General features: G+C 36.5%; 16 protein-coding genes. 7 read left to right on the forward strand and 9 right to left on the reverse strand.

The genetic code is table 11. From position 1 onward, the window contains the following. Window positions 1-108, reverse strand: a 108-nt coding sequence (locus tag AACU95_RS15200; protein ID WP_161737104.1) for a GhoT/OrtT family toxin, incomplete at its 3' end; no start/stop codon positions are given. A 567-nt stretch (window positions 109-675) separates the two neighbouring features. Between AACU95_RS15200 and AACU95_RS15205 the strand changes: the two genes are divergently transcribed. Further along, window positions 676-1218, forward strand: coding sequence for a DUF924 family protein (locus tag AACU95_RS15205; protein ID WP_141191971.1), 543 nt, complete (start codon window positions 676-678; stop codon window positions 1216-1218). Between the two features lie 115 nt (window positions 1219-1333). Here AACU95_RS15205 and AACU95_RS15210 read toward each other — a convergent pair whose 3' ends face one another. From AACU95_RS15210 to AACU95_RS15225, 4 genes are all read right to left on the reverse strand, one after another. Next, entirely contained in the window at window positions 1334-2110 is a 777-nt protein-coding gene (locus tag AACU95_RS15210) for a dimethyl sulfoxide reductase anchor subunit family protein (protein ID WP_141191972.1), read from the reverse strand. Window positions 2111-2113: 3 nt separating this feature from the next. After that, window positions 2114-2731: a DMSO/selenate family reductase complex B subunit gene (locus AACU95_RS15215; protein ID WP_004243609.1), complete on the reverse strand. Its 618-nt coding sequence runs from the start codon at window positions 2729-2731 to the stop codon at window positions 2114-2116. 11 nt (window positions 2732-2742) lie between these two features. After that, a complete protein-coding gene (locus tag AACU95_RS15220) occupies window positions 2743-5181 on the reverse strand; it encodes a DMSO/selenate family reductase complex A subunit (RefSeq protein ID WP_012368081.1) in 2439 nt (812 codons plus the stop codon). A 353-nt stretch (window positions 5182-5534) separates the two neighbouring features. Next, complete coding sequence (locus AACU95_RS15225; protein WP_004250735.1) at window positions 5535-6791, reverse strand: mechanosensitive ion channel family protein; 1257 nt, start codon at window positions 6789-6791, stop codon at window positions 5535-5537. Window positions 6792-7390: 599 nt separating this feature from the next. Between AACU95_RS15225 and AACU95_RS15230 the strand changes: the two genes are divergently transcribed. Continuing rightward, entirely contained in the window at window positions 7391-9028 is a 1638-nt protein-coding gene (locus tag AACU95_RS15230) for a hypothetical protein (RefSeq protein ID WP_004243605.1), read from the forward strand. A 79-nt stretch (window positions 9029-9107) separates the two neighbouring features. Here the strand turns inward: AACU95_RS15230 and AACU95_RS15235 are convergent, their stop codons facing one another. Then, a complete protein-coding gene (locus AACU95_RS15235) occupies window positions 9108-9686 on the reverse strand; it encodes an HdeD family acid-resistance protein (RefSeq protein WP_004243604.1) in 579 nt (192 codons plus the stop codon). A 186-nt stretch (window positions 9687-9872) separates the two neighbouring features. Between AACU95_RS15235 and AACU95_RS15240 the strand changes: the two genes are divergently transcribed. Further along, entirely contained in the window at window positions 9873-10730 is an 858-nt protein-coding gene (locus tag AACU95_RS15240; protein ID WP_141191973.1) for a D-amino-acid transaminase, read from the forward strand. Window positions 10731-10792: 62 nt separating this feature from the next. On the opposite strand, the gene AACU95_RS15245 is transcribed toward AACU95_RS15240, so the two are convergent. Beyond that, entirely contained in the window at window positions 10793-11353 is a 561-nt protein-coding gene (locus AACU95_RS15245) for a helix-turn-helix domain-containing protein (protein ID WP_004250737.1), read from the reverse strand. Window positions 11354-11437: 84 nt separating this feature from the next. Between AACU95_RS15245 and AACU95_RS15250 the strand changes: the two genes are divergently transcribed. Together AACU95_RS15250 and AACU95_RS15255 are read left to right on the forward strand one after the other, a co-directional pair. Further along, window positions 11438-12100: an AzlC family ABC transporter permease gene (locus AACU95_RS15250; RefSeq protein ID WP_004243600.1), complete on the forward strand. Its 663-nt coding sequence runs from the start codon at window positions 11438-11440 to the stop codon at window positions 12098-12100. After that, window positions 12097-12426 (forward strand): AzlD domain-containing protein, encoded by a 330-nt coding sequence (locus tag AACU95_RS15255; RefSeq protein WP_141191974.1) that lies wholly within the window; start codon window positions 12097-12099, stop codon window positions 12424-12426. The genes AACU95_RS15250 and AACU95_RS15255 overlap by 4 nt, the downstream gene beginning before the upstream one ends. 56 nt (window positions 12427-12482) lie before the next feature. Here AACU95_RS15255 and AACU95_RS15260 read toward each other — a convergent pair whose 3' ends face one another. Then, the gene (locus AACU95_RS15260; RefSeq protein WP_004243598.1) at window positions 12483-13886 is read right to left on the reverse strand and encodes an ATP-binding protein; all 1404 of its coding nucleotides are present in this window, start codon (window positions 13884-13886) and stop codon (window positions 12483-12485) included. Continuing rightward, window positions 13887-14552 (reverse strand): response regulator, encoded by a 666-nt coding sequence (locus AACU95_RS15265; protein ID WP_004243597.1) that lies wholly within the window; start codon window positions 14550-14552, stop codon window positions 13887-13889. 983 nt (window positions 14553-15535) lie between these two features. Between AACU95_RS15265 and AACU95_RS15270 the strand changes: the two genes are divergently transcribed. Both AACU95_RS15270 and AACU95_RS15275 read left to right on the forward strand, forming a co-directional pair. Next, window positions 15536-15802, forward strand: coding sequence for a DUF2798 domain-containing protein (locus tag AACU95_RS15270; protein WP_012368076.1), 267 nt, complete (start codon window positions 15536-15538; stop codon window positions 15800-15802). 268 nt (window positions 15803-16070) lie between these two features. After that, window positions 16071-17162: an NADH:flavin oxidoreductase/NADH oxidase gene (locus AACU95_RS15275; RefSeq protein WP_017827844.1), complete on the forward strand. Its 1092-nt coding sequence runs from the start codon at window positions 16071-16073 to the stop codon at window positions 17160-17162. The last annotated feature ends 169 nt before the right edge of the window (window positions 17163-17331 follow it).

Genomic DNA, 17331 nt, shown 5'->3' on the forward strand with positions numbered 1-17331 from the left:
CAGCAGGCGCATAGCCAAACTGGGATCTTTGGTTAAAAAGAAGGTGATAATAAAAGAGAGTACAGCCCCAATTAGGTAGCCTATTCCAATAGTTGCAATAACAGACATAGTCGATCTTCAGTAAAAAAATTGCAGTAATTGTACGCTAATTTTGTTAAAGAAACAGACTAAGAAGAAAAAAATTTCAACAAATGTCATTAGCAATTGGTGTTTTTTTAGCATTTATTTCATTATTGATCGCATATTTTACTTAAGTAACATCCAACAAGCTTATAACAACTTTTCTTGTTTTACCGCAGCCTTTGCTACTGTAAGTCTTTTTAATACCCTAACACTATTTTTTAAGCTTTATCCCTTTTAGGCTTTTACCTATTCTATTAACGATCCCAAAGGGGATTATAGTAACAACATCCTTATTATATTGATTACTAAGTTACATATATCATTAACAACATTGTTTAGAGTATAACTTGCTCATGGATGGGTAACACTTAAAGGAGCTAAGTGTTAACTAGGACGTGATTAAAATCCTCTTGTTGCCTTTAAAGAGGATTTATTTTTTTGTTTTTTTAAAGAAGCTCGATCCCTGTAACCTTTTTCATACTATTCATAGGTTAAAAATCAGTATACTTTAGAGATAATATTCTTATCAATTTATATAAGGTGGTTATCGCTATGGTTCCTTACCAACCCGTATTAACCTTTTGGTTTGAAGAATGTACCCCAAAACAGTGGTTTCAAAAGGATAGCGCTTTTGATAAAGAAATTAAGGATAGATTTGGTGAGCTATGTATTAGCGCAAGTCGTGCAGAGCTTGCCTCTTGGCGCGAGAGCATTGAAGGGCGGTTAGGGGAAATTATTATTCTAGACCAGTTTTCACGTAATATTTGGCGTGATACACCAAAGGCTTTCGCCCAAGATAATATGGCGTTAATTCTTGCTCAAGAAGCCATTCGGTTACCCGAATATCTCACCCTGACACCGGTAAAACGCAAATTTCTGATCATGCCATTTATGCATTCAGAATCACAAAAAATCCATCAAGATGCTATTGCGCTGTTTTCACAATTAAATGATGACGACACGTATCAATATGAATTACGCCATAAAGAGATTATCGATAAATATGGTCGTTATCCTCATCGTAATGAAATTTTAGGCCGTACTTCCACAGCAGAAGAGTTAGAGTTTTTACAACAACCCGGCTCCTCATTCTAAAAAGAAAAAATGCATATCTAAAAAGATATGCATTTTGTTTTTCGTTTCTTGCCGATGATTATGCTTATGATGATAAATCAATAATGATAAAGCGTCATCGCACAGAAAACCCATATTACATGGTTATATGCCATAAGTTATAAAAGGCAATGCGACCGGATAATTCAGCAATTACGACCGCTGCGGCACAAGTTGCTAAGGTCACTCTTGAGGTTTGCGCTTTTAATGCGCTAAACCCGACAACCACAATACCTAATGCTAATACTGCTAATTGGAAACCCCAAAACAGTGATTGCTCAGCACTTAATTCTGGGCCATTAAAGCTTAGGAAACTGACATAACCGGAGCGTGCGGCAAAGGTAATTATGGCACCGATAATAAAGGACAATGCCCCTAAACGTCTTGCACCACTGACCATTGCAAGTACTCCACCGCCAATTAATAGCGTCATCCAAAACTGTAACGTGGTGTAATCTGTATTCCAGTTAGCAATTGTTGGAATATGATAAACTTGCGGAATTGACCAAACAAAAGCTAAACCAAAAATAACGGTAAATAGATTACAAATTTCACGTAATCCCCGCCATTTTTTCATAATAGTGAGTGCCACTGTTGCAAAAGCAAAACCAGTAAATACACCACTTAGAAAAGCTTCGTTACTCATTGGAGAACGGCCTACGCCTAATAACATATTGAAAAAGCGTAGTGGCTGACCTACGTGTAATCCACCAATACCTAAGCCCACAAGCATTAATATCAGAGCAAGAATATTGGCATTACGCAGTTGTTGTTCATCAATTTGACCTAACTTTTTACTGATATAAGCGATCAGAAACAGACCTGCTGCGCTAGAGCCTAAAACAGTAAAAAAGACAAGAGGAAGTTCATGCATGGTTTATACCTCCGCCGCATTTTGAACTGAGCCGGTTTTATCACCAGAAGGTTTTGCATCTTTATGTGCTTTTATCACGATATTTGGGTTAGTTAAGCTTGGATCTGGCATTGGTGCGATACCACACTCTGTACCATGTTTCGCTCTGATCACTTCAATATCATCAAAATCCAGTGCACGTTGTGGACAAGATTCAACACAGACCGGTTTCATACCTTGGGCGACACGCTCATAGCAACCATCACATTTTGACATCAATTTTTTCTTTTCATCAAACTGTGGTGCGCCATAAGGGCAGCGTAATTCACAATAACGGCATCCAACACAAACATCTTGATTAACAACCACTAAACCGTCTTCTTCACGTTTATGCATCGCGCCAGTAGGGCAACCTGCCACGCAAGTAGGGTTAGAGCAGTGGTTACAAGAAATTGATAAATAATAACTATAAATATTTTGTGTCCAGATACCGTCTTGTTTTGCCCAGCTACCACCGCCATATTCATAAACACGACGGAATTTAGGGCCTAAATCTAAATCTTTTTCGTCCTTGCAACTGACTTGACAGGTTTTACAGCCAGTGCATTTAGTGGAGTCAAAATAAAAACCATATTGCTTCATGAGTTAACTCCTTATGCACGTTTCACTTCAACAAGGTTAGTATGTTGTGGATTTCCTTTAGCAAACGGCGATGGGTGCCAGCTTGTTAATGTATTAATACATCCACCGGTATCTACACCTGTTGTATCAAGTGAACGCCATGCACCTTGTGGTACTGCAATCACACCAGGTAATACACGATCTGTCACTTTGACACGAATATGCAAGCGACCACGTTCGTTATAAATCTCAGCAATATCGCCAGATTTTAATCCACGCTGTGCCGCATCAACGGGGTTTAACCAAAATTGATGGGGAATAGCTTCACGTAACATTGCGACGTTAAAATAGGTAGAGTGGACGTGACCTTTATCGTGGAAGCCCGTCATTTGCAGTGGGAACTTCTCTTTTAAGGTAACGTTTTCAACACCTTCTTCATTTTTACAATATTCTGGAATTGCAGGAATACGATCACCTTCTGGTAAGATCCAACCTTCAGTGTCTTGCATTAATTTCTCAGAATAGATTTCAATTTTACCTGATGCTGTTTTTAGTGGGTTGGCGATAGGATCTTGGCGAAATGCTTCTAATGCCACATAAGCGCTACGAGGAGGAAGTTTTCTATCCACAATCCCCATATCGTTAGTTTCAGCAAAAGAAGGAAGCGCTGGGTTATTTGCTTTTACTTGGTTATAGCAATACTCAATCCACTCTTGGTAGGTTCTACCTTCAGTAAATTTCTCTTTAACACCTAATTTTTCAGCGATATCTGCCAATACATCATAGTTAGGACGATTTTCCCATAACGGCTCAATGGCATTTTGTAAACGCACCATATAATGATACGCACCACTAGCATAAGAGTTATTGATAAGATCGTTAGTTTCCACAGTAGTGACATCAGGCAGTAAAATATCGGCATATTTTGCTGATGGTGTCATGTGGTTATCCCACACTAAAATAAATTCACATTTTGATTCATCTTGCAGTAATTCATGTGTTTTATTGAGATCAGCATGCTGGTTACCAATCACATTACTGGAGTAACACCACATAAATTTAATGCCCGTATCCAGCTTATCTTTATTTCTGACACCGGCATTTTTACTGGTTAACTCTTCACCACGAGCAACCGCTTCAGACCACATAAACGTTGGGATCTGGGTTTTTACTGGATTTGGTATGGCAAAACTTGCGACAGGGTATTCAATGCTACCGCCCCAACATCCGGTATTAGTACCAGGACGACCAATATGACCAGACATTAATGGCAACATCATAATGGCACGGCAAGCTTGTTCACCATTACTGGTACGCTGAATACCCCAGCCTTGGGAGATCCACGCCGCTCTGGCATTACCAATTTCACGTGCCAATTGAATAATACGCGCAACGGAAATTCCGGTTAATTGACTTGCCCACTCAGGGGTTTTAGCAATCCCATCAGGACCATTACCGAGAATATAGTCTTTGTAAGAGCCATTTTCAGGTGCTGAGGCTGGCAGAGTTTGTTTATCCCAACCGATGCAATATTCACGTAAAAATGCCTCATCAGTGATACCCTCTTGGATCATCACATAACCTAACGCAGCCACTAATGCAGCATCAGTACCCGGATAGATAGGGATCCACTCTGCACCTAATGTTGTGACACTATCAGTACGACGCGGGTCGATAATAATTACTTTACTTTTACTCTTATCTAACGCATTCAGTGTTTCATAGAACTGACCACCGCCAGACATACGAGTTTCAGCAAGATTATGACCAAACATCACAACCAAATCTGAGTTTTCGATTTCTGTTAACAGAGATTCCAGCATATCACCATACACATAAGGGACGATGCCGGTTAATTGTGAATAAGAGTAAGTACCGTAGTCACTTAAGAAGCCACCGACTGTACTTAATAGACGTTTACAGGCCGTTCTACCATGTAAATTCGCCCCGGTAGATCCAGTACCATATTGGTAATAAATAGCCTCATTACCATAGGTATCGATAGTATATTTTAGCTTATCCGCGATAATCGAAGTCGCTTCATCCCAAGAGATACGCTCGAATTTACCTTCACCACGTTTACCGACACGTTTCATGGGGTATTTTAAACGGTCTGGATTATAAGTTTTCCAACGAACGGAACGTCCACGTAAGCAAGGACGGATCTGATGAAGACCAAAGGTTGAGTCATCAAACATGGTTTCATTGGAAATACGGCGGATCACGCCATCTTTAACATGAACTTTTAATGGGCAACGACTACCACAGTTCACTAAGCATGCACTGTATTTGATGGTTTCAGACGTCTCATCAGGACGAATACCCTGGGGTGTTTGAGCATTAGCAGAGAAAGGTAATGATACCGTTCCAGCTACAGCAGCAGCGCCAGAAAGAACAGCTGCAGACTGAATGAAGCCACGCCGGCTCATTTCAGTGATAGAAACATTATTTTTAATTTTTGACATTGACATTACCCTAACATTTTTCACAACAAATAAAGTTGTATATCTATGTTAAGTTATTACACCTATACCTATAATGATTTATATCAATATAAAAAATGTTAATAAGGTTATCTAAAAAAATAATTATTAAACAATTGGTTATATTTTGCGGTTAATACCACTTTAGTGGTAAATAAAATATCAAATATATAGGTGGAAACAGTGATTCGATATATAAAAAATAACATATCGATTTTAAAAAAATAGGCTAAAACAAGATTGTTAATATGATAACAAAGTCGATAGTTATAAATATTTGTTAATCTATTTAATAGAAAAAAGGGAGAATTAATCTCCCTTTTAAATAATGAACGCTAGGGCTATGGTGTGTCGATATTGGTAGGGAATTTTAATGCTCTGACATCGCTACCTGTTGGTGATTGATGTATTCGTAAACCAAACTGAGGAAGAATAGCGAATATATGATCAAAAATATCGGACTGAATAGCTTCATACTCTACCCACACGGTTGTATTGGTAAAGGCATAAATTTCGATAGGTAGCCCTTCAGAGGTTGGAGCAAGTTGTCTTACCATAATGGTCATCTGTTTATGGATCTTCGGATGATTTTTTAGATAAGCTTCCACGTAAGCGCGAAATGTACCGACATTCGTCATACCACGTTGATTAAGTGGCATTTGATGCTCATGACAAAGGCTAGCGTTATAGCTGGAGATTTCACCTACTTTGCTTTTTATATAAGGTTCAAGAAGCTGTGCCTTTTCTAATTTATCAATATTCTCTTGATCTAAAAAGTAAATACTATTGATATCAAGAGATAAACTGCGCTTAATTCGACGCCCACCTGATTGTGTCATCGCTTGCCAGTTTTTAAACGAATCAGAAATTAAAGAATAAGTAGGAATGGTCGTAACGGTATTATCCCAATTACGTACTTTTACTGTGGTGAGGCTAATATCCACTACGGCACCATCAGCACCATATTTAGGCATTTCTAACCAATCACCCAAGCTAATCATATTATTGGCGGAGAGTTGAATACCGGCAACAAGTCCCATAATTGGATCTTTAAATACCAACATCAACACCGCAGTCATGGCACCTAAACCACTTAATAAAATAAGCGGTGATTTACCGATCAGTAATGAAACAATCATGATACCAATCAGCACGCTGGCGACTAATTTTAAACTTTGGAAAATACCTCTAAGGGGTAATCGGCCAAAAGAAGGGGAATTTCTCATGATCTGCAAACAGAGATCCATAATTGAGAAAATCATCAATAAACCGAAAAGTAAACACCATGCTTGAGCTGTGGTGGTTAATATCTCCTGTGTTTTACCGGGTCCCATCCATAATAAGGCTTGGATATTAATGACTACACCTTGGATAAGAAAGGCAAATCGACTGAATAACTTATTAATTTCAAAAGAGAGTTGCCACTTTTGATCGTATTTACTGATAGCTTTTGAAAGCTTAGGGAGCACAAGTTTGTGCAAAATAAAGTGGAGAACAAGAGCAACAACAAAAATGATCAATAAAACAAGTAACAGAGAAGTGATTTGAGCGTACTCTTCATTAAACTGACGTATCCATGTAAGCAGTTGCTGCTGCATAAACTATCCTCATCATAAAAGGTGATTTAATACTAGGGTACAAGAAGAGGGATTTTAGTTCAAACAAGTGAAATTTTTGTTACTAAAGATGCGCGAAGAGTAAGATAAGAAAAAATCAAAGGGATAGAAAATAAAAGCCAGATAGTGCCTCTTGCGATATAGAGTGTATTTTCTGGCTTTATGCTTAGTTATTCTTTTTAATACAAAGAATTACAATAAACGAGTTGAAGATAATTTAACAACAACTTGGTGCAGATGAGTAATAAAAGAAGTCATTGATTTCATATTAAGTATCCTATTAATAAAATGTGATTCTCGTCACAAATATTTTCTGATATTGATTCTAATCACATTTTCATAACAGTCAATAGCTTTATACAAAAATATTTTAAATTTTAAATTATTTTTTATATTGAAGGCATTTTTTGTTGGTGGCTATAGCTTAAGATCCTGTAAAATTATATCTATCTTATTGTTTAGTAATTATTTTTATTTTTCCCTATCAGCAATACTCAGTTGACTTTTTTCTATTGTGATTTTCACTGCATTTTTTTTCTTTAAGCTGAACATGGAACTTAGCAAAGAAAGGAAATGACGCGATGACTATCGAAACAAAAGAAGAACGTTTACAAAAAATCTTAACAGCTGAAAACTGCAAGGATACCGCAAAAACACCACCTAAGCCTGTTCATCCTCAAGCTGATGAGCCTGATACAGATCCCGATAAAAATACAGTTACAGAGATTAAATATAATCAAATAAAATCTTCGCCAGATGAGCCTGGTAACGAAGTAAAAATGAACGGGATAATTAGCTATGAAGTAGAGGTAAAAGATAGTGATTTACGTTTGGCTCAATGGAGTACAAATCCTAAAGGAATTTTAATTTTACCCAACAACAAAGATGTTTATACCACTATCGTTGATGACCATAAAACGAAGATCTCTTTAACTGGCAATCGTAGTGGAGTGGCTTCATTACAGTTGATTCTAAGAGATGAAGATAATGAAGATAATGCCTATTATGCCCCGCCGTTGCAAATTCGAGTGACACCCGCGATCCCTAATACCGATTGCTCAGCGGCTAATTGTGAGAGGTTTGATGATTTACTGACAATCAACTCTGAATCTATGCAATGGCCGAGCAAATGGGAAGAGGTATCTAAAAGCTTTGTGGTACACCTTCAAAATCAAGAAGGTGAAGATATGCAAAACAAGGAGGTCACATTAGTTTACGATAAAGACAACAGCACACTACTTACTCAGCCTGAAATTTATAATTCCGAAGGTGAGTTAAGCAATATTTCAAAAACCAATAAATATGGTATTGCAAACTTTAAAGTTAGATTTAAAGGTACCGAGCCAAAGCAGATTGCTGTTTTTTATGCTGAATCAGAAAACAGTGAAGATATAGATAACCCACTCAAATCAAGAAACTATTATGTTGAAATGACGACAGAGAAGTTGCCGTCTCCTAAGGTTCCTGCAACGCTAAATGGTATTCTAAGCTATCATAGTGAAAATTACTGTGTAAATGCGAACCTAATTTTAGGTCGTGATATTAGTGAAAGTACACAAGTAGGGTTCTATTTTAATGATCAACTTAAAATGTTGCCCTGTACTGATAAATCAGCGGTATCGGTCAGGTTAGAGAATCAAGCCTTAACGAATGGCGTTCATTATATCTCTTTCTTCACTGTGGATATTTTTAACAATATTTGTTTTTCACGCCGTGAACGTATTATTGTGGATAATTCCTTAACTGGGGAATGCGGTAAACAAATTAAAAATATTGCACCGAAGCCTTGTATTAGCGTCACTATTCCGCAAATTTGCGATCGTTATTTTAATTCTGTCAATATTCGGCTTGTGCCTTCTTTATGCTTACAAATTAAAAACCGTGTTGCAAAATTGGATATCCAAAAAATGGTTATAATCTTTAATGGATATACTAAAGTCAATAGCAGTGAGCGGACATTGGTTTATCGTTCTACATTAGAAATTTATGCCGATGATCCTCGTTTAGGTGATTTCCTGCAAGATACTACACCAAGCAATGAGCCGATAAGTATGATTGAAATATCAGAGCCTGCATTAGAAAGTATTTTGGCGGATGCATTGCCAAATATCGAAGTGGGACAATTAGGTATTCAGGTGATGGTATTTGAGAAAAATGGCAACTGTTACTTATGTGGTGAAAATATGTATACCGTTTCTCTACGCTTACCTTGTGCTTAATATACAACTTTTTTGCTTACGATTTAGAGCCACATTGTGTGGCTCTAAATTTAAATAACAAATTAAACGTAAGACATCATTAACGAGTCATTCGCTTGATTGCACTGGCTATTGATAGAATAGTTATAGAACTTAAAATAAGTTGTATACCAATCAATGCCATCACCAGTGTTATAGAAGTTTCAGGGCCAAAAGCTAGTAAGAAATAGGCTAAAACAAGATCTAAAAAGCCCACTAAAATATTAAACCAGCCATAAAAGCTATCTTTAATTTGCTTAAAGCCGAGGACTAAGCGGAGTATTCCTGCAAAGATAAATAAATAACCGATAATAAATGCAAGGCTTAACATGCCATTTAAAGGATCGGTAATAAAAATATAACCTAAAAATAGATAGATAAAACCAGCAAGTAAAGTAATTAACATCGACCAACCAGAAGAGATCCGGCTATTAAAGGCCGCCATTATGCTGGTTATTGCACAAGCAAAAAACACCACACCGAGGAAAACACTGACCACGACCCCTGAAGAAAAAGGGTTAATAATACAGATAATACCCGCAAGTAATCCCAGCATGGCAATGATACTCATTAAAGTACACTGCTTTTTAACGAGTTTCTCTGTTAGCTGAGATAAATTATTTTTATTAATGTCTAACATAACAACCTCTTAATTTGTAATCCTTATCGCAAATTATAGCAATTTTTAGCTATATAACAGGAATTCTTTAAAGAAAAAGGTCATTAAAGATTTGTATTAGAAAGTCAGTAGCATTTGAAATAGTAATGTGAAAGAGTAGTGTGGTGAAAAGTTATCAAGGTTAATACAATTTATCACGGAGGTAAAATGTCTGAGATTGTGTATTTAAATAACCAATTTGTACCTAAAGAACAAGCTAATATCTCTGTTTTTGATCGAGGTTTCTTATTTGCTGATGCCGTTTATGAAGTTACCGCCGTTATTAACGGACAATTAATTGATTTTGAAGAGCATTTTCAACGTTTACAGCGCTCTTGCAAAGCATTATCAATGCCTTTTTCATTAACCAAAGAGCAATTAAAAGAGATCCACGGGCAATTGATAGATAAGAACCATCTGCATGAAGGACTTATCTATTTACAAGTCACTCGTGGCGCCGATTCATCACGTTTTTTTGATTTCCCGTCTTCATCAGTCGCTCCTACATTGGTGCTATTTGTTCAACACTCAACGGTGGTAAATCATCCTAATGCAAGCAAAGGAATTTCTGTCGTAAGTGTTGAGGATATTCGTTGGCAACGCTGTGATATTAAAACGGTGGCATTACTTGCTGCATGTTTAGCTAAACATCATGCGCATCAGCAAGGTGCTGATGATGCTATTTTTATCAAAGAGGGTTATATCACCGAAGGGAGTTCAAGCAATTTCTTTATTGTTAATCAGCAAGATGAAATTATCACTCGCCCATTAAGCCAAGATATTTTACCGGGGATCACGCGACAAGCGATTATTCAGTTAGCCAAAGAGCAAAAACTCACCATCATTGAGCGTTTATTTACACTCGAAGAAGCGAAACAAGCCAAAGAGGCTTTTATTAGTTCAGCGACGACCTTAATTTGGCCGGTGATCTCCATTGATAATGAAAAAATAAATCAAGGTAAGGTAGGGGCGTTATCACAACGCTTAAGAGAGATTTATCTTGAGAAAGCCGGTGTTAAACCATAGTAAATTTTTATCGCACTGATTTTGACTTTATCCGAAAAATCAGTGCGATAATACCATTGTCACTAATTGTGATGTTCAATGATCATGACAGCGGTAGTATCTGGCTCTAATGCACGTAGCACATGAGTAACGTCACCAGGGTAACAAATATAGTCACCGGGAGATAACTCTTGTTGATTATCTAAAGTACCGACAATGGCACGACCGCTAATTATAAGAATATGTTCTGTGACATTTTTACTATGAGGATCTGATACTCTATCTTTACCCGGTTGAGCAATAACCGTATAAATATCGCGCTTCGCGCCATTGGGGCAAGATGACAATAAAAAGGCATGGTAATAGGCCTTTTCTGCACTAATTTTAAATCCATCACCTTTGCGGATCACTTTAACTTCTGGTTTAGGTGAGGAAATCAGTTGTGAAAACGGAATATTGAGTGCGACGCAAATAGCCCATAAAGTTTCGATACTTGGATTACCTTGTCCCGCTTCTAATTGGGATAACGTTGACTTTGCGATCCCCGCTCGCCTTGCGATTTCTGCAAGTGAAAGACCTGCTTTTTTTCTTTCTCTAGCAATAGATTGAGAAATAATTTCAATGGGTGCCGAAGGTGATGACATCATAGTTTCCTTCAAAAATCAGCTTGCAAAAAAATACATCGTTCAACATAATGAACAAATCGTTCAATAAATAATACGTTTTTTATGCATATTAACAGTCGTCTAGATAATAACGTACTTAGAGATATTCTGCTTGTTTCATTAGCGGATGGGATCGTTGGAATATCTTATGGTGCTTTAGCACATACTCAAGGTTTCGATTTTTGGGTACCTCTTTCGTTATCGATTTTTGTTTTAGCAGGGGCTTCTGAATTTCTATTTATCGGAGTGGTTGCGATGGGAGGAAGCGCCATCTATGCGGCACTCGCTGGTTTAATGGTCAATGCAAGGCACATCCCTTTTAGTATGGCGGTGAAAGAATTACCCGGAAAAGGGATTAAATCACTATTAGGCTTTCATATATTAAATGATGAAAGTGTGGTTTTTGGGTTATCTCAATCGACTGCTGAGCAAAATAGATTAGCATTTTGGGCTTGTGGATTAGGCATTTTACTGATGTGGCCGTTAGGTACTATGCTAGGTGTTTATTTAGGCTCTTTTATTGTTGATATAAAAATGCTTGGTTTAGATGCGATGTTCCCAGCGATTATTTTGGCACTAAGTTTACCGGCATTGAAAAATAAATTAACACGAAAAGCCGCTATTATTGGTAGTGTGATTGCCTTAGCAACGACACTGTTTCTCCCTGCGGGAATACCGGTTTTATTATCCTTGTTAGGCGTTTTATTTGTGGTGAGAAAAATATGATCTCAATAACTTCACTTATCGCAGGTATCGCTATTTTAGCCGTAGGAACTTATGCCATGCGCATCTCCGGTATCTTATTAAATAATAAAACGGGGATGTCTGAGCGGGTCAAAGAAATGTTTTCACTTTCAGCAATTGTGATCTTATTTTCGGTTGCAATGACATCTACTTTTTTTGATGGTGACCAACTCGCTGATATTGCCAAGATTATTGGTGTGGGTGTTGCGGGCGTTTTAACTTGGAAAAAGAAACCTTTTATTTTGGTGGTATTAAGTGCTGCTATTATTACCGCGATGCTACGTTGGATAGCCACTTTGTGGGGATAAGCATAACTAATAGTTTTAACTAAAATTATAGGAGGCAAAGGCCTCCTATAATATATTTACTCATTATCTAGTGGTTTAATTTTTAACGGTAAGGTAATAATAAAACCAATACCTTTATTGTGTAGCCCTTCAGTAATGGAAATGGTTGCTTGAATTTTTTCAGCGAGATTTTGTGCAATAGATAAGCCTAAACCACTGCCCGTCCCTTGTGATCCCGGAACACGATAAAAACGGGAAAATAGTGAGCTAATATACTCAGGTGCAATTCCTGGTCCATTATCACGCAGAATAATATTGAGATGATGGGTATCTTTATGTTCAATAGTCACTTCGACTTGACTATTATTGGGGCAATATTTGATTGCATTATCCAATAAGTTATTAAAAATAGACAGTAGTGCTTGTTTATCTGTTTCTATTTTAAGTGACATACCTTCATTTAAAGATAGCTCAATATTTTTTGTTAAGGCATAAGGCACGCGCTGAGCAATAGCATTACCAATAATATTATAAACATCAAAGGATTCTATTTTTATAGGGAAATCGTCACACTCTAATCTTGCTAAATCAATAAGCTGGTGGGAAAGTGCGGCGGCTCTATCCAGAGATTGTTTCATATCTTCAATAATTTCTTCTCGCTCCTGCTTTTCATCGACTAAAGAGAGAATGTGCAATTGGGCAATCACTGCTGCAATCGGGGTTCTTAGCTCATGAGCCGCATCAGCCATAAATTGTTTTTCTCTAATATTAGCCGCATCTATTCTTGCCATTAATTGGTTAAGCTCTTTAAAGATAGGGCGGATCTCTTTAAATTGTTGTCCGACATTAATTGGCGTTAAATTACGAGGTTTTCGATTAGAAATCAGCTCTGCGGCTTGTCTTAAAGGGCGCAAACTAAAATAAGCAGTAATTAAGATAGCCAAGATCACCGTCGCTAAAATAAATAGGAAGGGCACAAAAGTACCGGAAATAGGGTTACCAATGACATGCCCTCTATCTTCGACGGATTCACCAATAAAAACTTTAATTTTATGTTGTTTTCCCCAACTATAAGATAAATACCATTTCTCCCCAGCCACAGAGATTTTTTCAGAGGCAAGCGACAGTACCCGTTTAGGCAGAGAAAGTTCCGGTCTATTGGTATAAATCAGATCATTATCTTTATTTAAGACAATAAACCAAGGTAAATAGTGTAAATCATCATCTTCACCATTAAGCATGGTATCGATATACATGTTTTGTAAATGGTGAGCTATCTGTTTTACTGTTTCGGGTTGAGAGGAAACCGTTTCGAGTGTATTGGCAAATCCTTCAGCAATAATTTCTTGTTGCTTATTGTAGATAGTTTCAAAGTCAGCAAGATAATCAAATTCTATCCAAGCTAACCAAACGCCCCATAGCATCACGATAGATATCGTTTGTAGAAAGATAGTATAAATAAAGAAAGAGCGGATCTTCATTTAGTTCACTTCTTTTTTTAAGAGATAACCGATACCGCGAACCGTAATAATACGCTCTTTGCCTATTTTACGGCGTAAGTTGTGCATATGAACTTCAAGTGAGTTACTTTCAATTTTGTCATCTAAGCCAAATAAGCGTTGTTCTAAATCAGATTTACGTACTACATTATCTGTATTGCGCATCAGCTCATATAATAGCTGGTACTCTTTACCTGATAATAACAATAGTTCACCATTTAAAGTGACTTGATGATTCGAGGGATTAAGCTGTAAATCACCAATAGACCAAATCTGTGAAGAGAAACCAGCCATACGGCGACTTACGGCTTTTACACGAGAAATTAATTCAGGCATAGCAAAAGGTTTTGGTAAGAAATCGTCAGCACCTGAATCTAATGTTTGTACTAGGTTATCTATTTGAGTACGAGCCGTCAAAATAATAATGGGTATTTTTTCACCACTTTTTCTTAGTGCGATAAGTTCATCTTGACCATCACCATCAGGAAGACCTAGATCAAGCAACATTAAATCAAAGGCTTTTTGGTTTAATTGAACACGTGCATCCGCAAGCAATCTTACCCAGCAGGGCTGAAAACCGGCAATTTCTAGACCACGACAGAGCGCCTTTCCTAATTGCAGATCGTCTTCAACTAATAAAATATTCATAATAACACCTATAAAAATATGCTTTAAGAAAGTATAAAAGGCAAATAAAGTTTGAGCAATATAATAAAAGATAAAGCTAAGTGTGATTAATCAACTCTTAATATTAGATAATATGTTATTAAATATGTATTTTTACTGAAAGTAAGGTGTTTAAGTAATAAAATAATCACTTTCTACATAAATCTTTTATAGAGGTGATAAATAAATACTTGCTTTTATGATGATGATGACATTTATTGCTGAACTGTATTGTTTTAAATTTCAATATAACCAAAGAGTTAACTCATAGAAAGTAATGCATTAACGTAAATTGATAATATTAATTCTATTAATAATAGAAAATAAAGGCATTAATTATAAATGAGCAGATAATAAATATGTTGTATGAAAATGGATAATATCTAAAATATAATTTTATCATATTGAATATGAGATAAGAGGCGATCTTTTCTTACTATTAGATAAAAAACAATATAGTAAGATAAGCATGTTGTATCAGAGTTAATTAATTTATTTACCCTATACATTTCAATATTCTAAATAAAATTATGCAATTTAATTGGAATAAACACTGTTATTAAAAGGAATTAATATGCAATTAGATGATCAATTTTAATATTAATTAAATCGTTCTGTGTCAGAAATGCTCCCCTCCTCAGGGAGCATTTCACCGATAAAATGTATTGGGTAAAAAATTAACTCAAAATATGAGTAATAATGTTATACCCTTGGTGTAGTTCTGTTGAAAGATAAAGATTCACTTAAGTTATTCATGAATTCTATTGTTTTTATCAAATGATAATGATAATAGTTTACTTGACAAAAATACTTTCATTTATATACTAGCATCGGTCTAGTCTACAAGACTCGTAAGCGTTTACGTTAATCAACGCATATAACTTAATTTTTTTACCTTTATGGGTATTCGCCTGTTGTATTGGCGGTTATATGCCGTAGTACACGTTTTAATTGGGGTCTTTTCTATGTTTTTTCAAGATAAAAATAATATTTTGGGTATACCTAAATTGCCACCAAGAGCCATGATTTTTCTGGTTCCGTTTTTCCTATCTTTTGTGATGTGTGGCATTGTTTCTTTTATTAGTACAGCAAAAACAATGGGCTTAAATAGCCTTATGTTTGCACCTTGGTTCTCTTCATGGGGGGTATCTTGGATGATTGCGTTTCCAACCGTTTTATTCGTTTTACCCTTTGCAAGAAAGCTATCACTCTTATTAGTAAAACCACATTAATATTTCATATCCTATAATGCGTTATAACCTAATATGGCATCTAATACCGCTATTTTATTAGATGTTGTATTAGGAGCAGCCATTGAAGTCTGTTTTTCTTAGCACTCTGTGAGATAGGTTATCGCGTTATGTCATTTAATGCGTTAGCCTTATTAAGTTATAGTGATGGTTCATTTAAAACCAGATAGAGGGCAAATAATTATTTTTAATCGTAACAATAAGATAAAAATGATTTTTGTCTCATTGCTTATATAGCAGGAGGCTTTGCATGAGTTTGTTATTTACGCCTAATAAATTAGGACCTCATCAATTAGACAACCGTATTATTGTTGCACCAATGTGCCAATATTCTGCGCAAGATGGAATACCCACATCTTGGCATACAATGCACTATGGGCAATTAGCATTATCAGGTGCCGCTTTAGTGATTATAGAAGCGACGGCGGTAGAGCCTCGAGGTAGAATTAGCTATAAAGATCTCGGATTATGGTCTGAGGAACATGGTCGCGCATTAAAACAGCTTATTAGCGATATAAAACAGCATACTAATGCTAAAATAGGTATACAGTTGGCTCATGCGGGGCGAAAAGCATCAACATCGTTGCCATGGGAAGGTGGAAAATCATTGGCTCCTGATGATGAGAATGGCTGGCAAAAAGTAGCACCTTCTAGTATTGCTTTTGGTCAATATCATCAGCCTCAAGCATTAACAATTGATGAGATTGAAAAGATAAAAAACGCATTTGTTGAAGCAGCTAAAAGAGCTGAGTCAGCAGGTATTGATGTTATTGAGATACATGGTGCTCATGGTTATTTACTGCATGAATTCTTATCACCATTATCAAACCATCGCACCGATCAGTATGGCGGTGATTTTAATAATCGTAGTCGCTTGTTAATTGATGTTTTTACTGCAGTCAAAAAAGCAGTCTCTGACAAAATGTGTGTGGGAGTAAGAATATCGGCGACTGATTGGGTTGAGGGAGGATGGGATCTGGAAAGTTCTATCGCATTAACTCAACATCTTGAAGATCTCGGTTGCCATTATATTCATGTTTCTTCCGGTGGCTTATCAGACAAACAAGCCATCAAGCTAGGACCTAATTATCAGGTTCCTTTTGCTCAAGCCATCTATAATGAAACACAATTACCCGTGATTACGGTTGGGTTAATTACAGAGCCAGAGCAAGCAGAAGCTATTTTACTGACTGAACAAGCTGATTTTATCGCATTAGGCAGAGGAATACTTTATGATCCTCGTTGGCCTTGGCATGCGGCTGAAAAGTTAAAGCAGACCATTAAAGTTGCTCCGCAATATTTACGTTGTGCACCTCATGGTAGTAAAGAATTTTTTAAATAGTGTATGAAAAGGTAATAGTAAAAAACCACAGAATAGCCAATGACATATTTTAAAGGCAAATCAATTCTGTGGTTTTTTGTATGTTATTATTTTGACATATTAACCTTATATTAACGATTATATAAAATATGAACTTAAAATATAACGAGACTGTTTTTTGATCTAGTTC

The organism is Proteus sp. G4415 (assembly GCF_963896075.1).
GTDB classification, from domain to species: domain Bacteria; phylum Pseudomonadota; class Gammaproteobacteria; order Enterobacterales; family Enterobacteriaceae; genus Proteus; species Proteus mirabilis.

Excerpts from the sequence above, each read along its gene's own strand:
- AACU95_RS15235 (WP_004243604.1), bottom strand. The coding sequence starts at position 9,686 with ATGTTAGACATTAATAAAAATAATTTATCTCAGCTAACAGAGAAACTC.
- AACU95_RS15225 (WP_004250735.1), bottom strand. The coding sequence starts at position 6,791 with ATGCAGCAGCAACTGCTTACATGGATACGTCAGTTTAATGAAGAGTAC.
- AACU95_RS15215 (WP_004243609.1), bottom strand. The coding sequence starts at position 2,731 with ATGAAGCAATATGGTTTTTATTTTGACTCCACTAAATGCACTGGCTGT.
- AACU95_RS15260 (WP_004243598.1), bottom strand. The coding sequence starts at position 13,886 with ATGAAGATCCGCTCTTTCTTTATTTATACTATCTTTCTACAAACGATA.
- AACU95_RS15255 (WP_141191974.1), top strand. The coding sequence starts at position 12,097 with ATGATCTCAATAACTTCACTTATCGCAGGTATCGCTATTTTAGCCGTA.
- AACU95_RS15205 (WP_141191971.1), top strand. The coding sequence starts at position 676 with ATGGTTCCTTACCAACCCGTATTAACCTTTTGGTTTGAAGAATGTACC.
- AACU95_RS15275 (WP_017827844.1), top strand. The coding sequence starts at position 16,071 with ATGAGTTTGTTATTTACGCCTAATAAATTAGGACCTCATCAATTAGAC.
- AACU95_RS15250 (WP_004243600.1), top strand. The coding sequence starts at position 11,438 with ATGCATATTAACAGTCGTCTAGATAATAACGTACTTAGAGATATTCTG.
- AACU95_RS15270 (WP_012368076.1), top strand. The coding sequence starts at position 15,536 with ATGTTTTTTCAAGATAAAAATAATATTTTGGGTATACCTAAATTGCCA.
- AACU95_RS15210 (WP_141191972.1), bottom strand. The coding sequence starts at position 2,110 with ATGCATGAACTTCCTCTTGTCTTTTTTACTGTTTTAGGCTCTAGCGCA.
- AACU95_RS15245 (WP_004250737.1), bottom strand. The coding sequence starts at position 11,353 with ATGTCATCACCTTCGGCACCCATTGAAATTATTTCTCAATCTATTGCT.
- AACU95_RS15240 (WP_141191973.1), top strand. The coding sequence starts at position 9,873 with ATGTCTGAGATTGTGTATTTAAATAACCAATTTGTACCTAAAGAACAA.
- AACU95_RS15265 (WP_004243597.1), bottom strand. The coding sequence starts at position 14,552 with ATGAATATTTTATTAGTTGAAGACGATCTGCAATTAGGAAAGGCGCTC.
- AACU95_RS15220 (WP_012368081.1), bottom strand. The coding sequence starts at position 5,181 with ATGTCAATGTCAAAAATTAAAAATAATGTTTCTATCACTGAAATGAGC.
- AACU95_RS15230 (WP_004243605.1), top strand. The coding sequence starts at position 7,391 with ATGACTATCGAAACAAAAGAAGAACGTTTACAAAAAATCTTAACAGCT.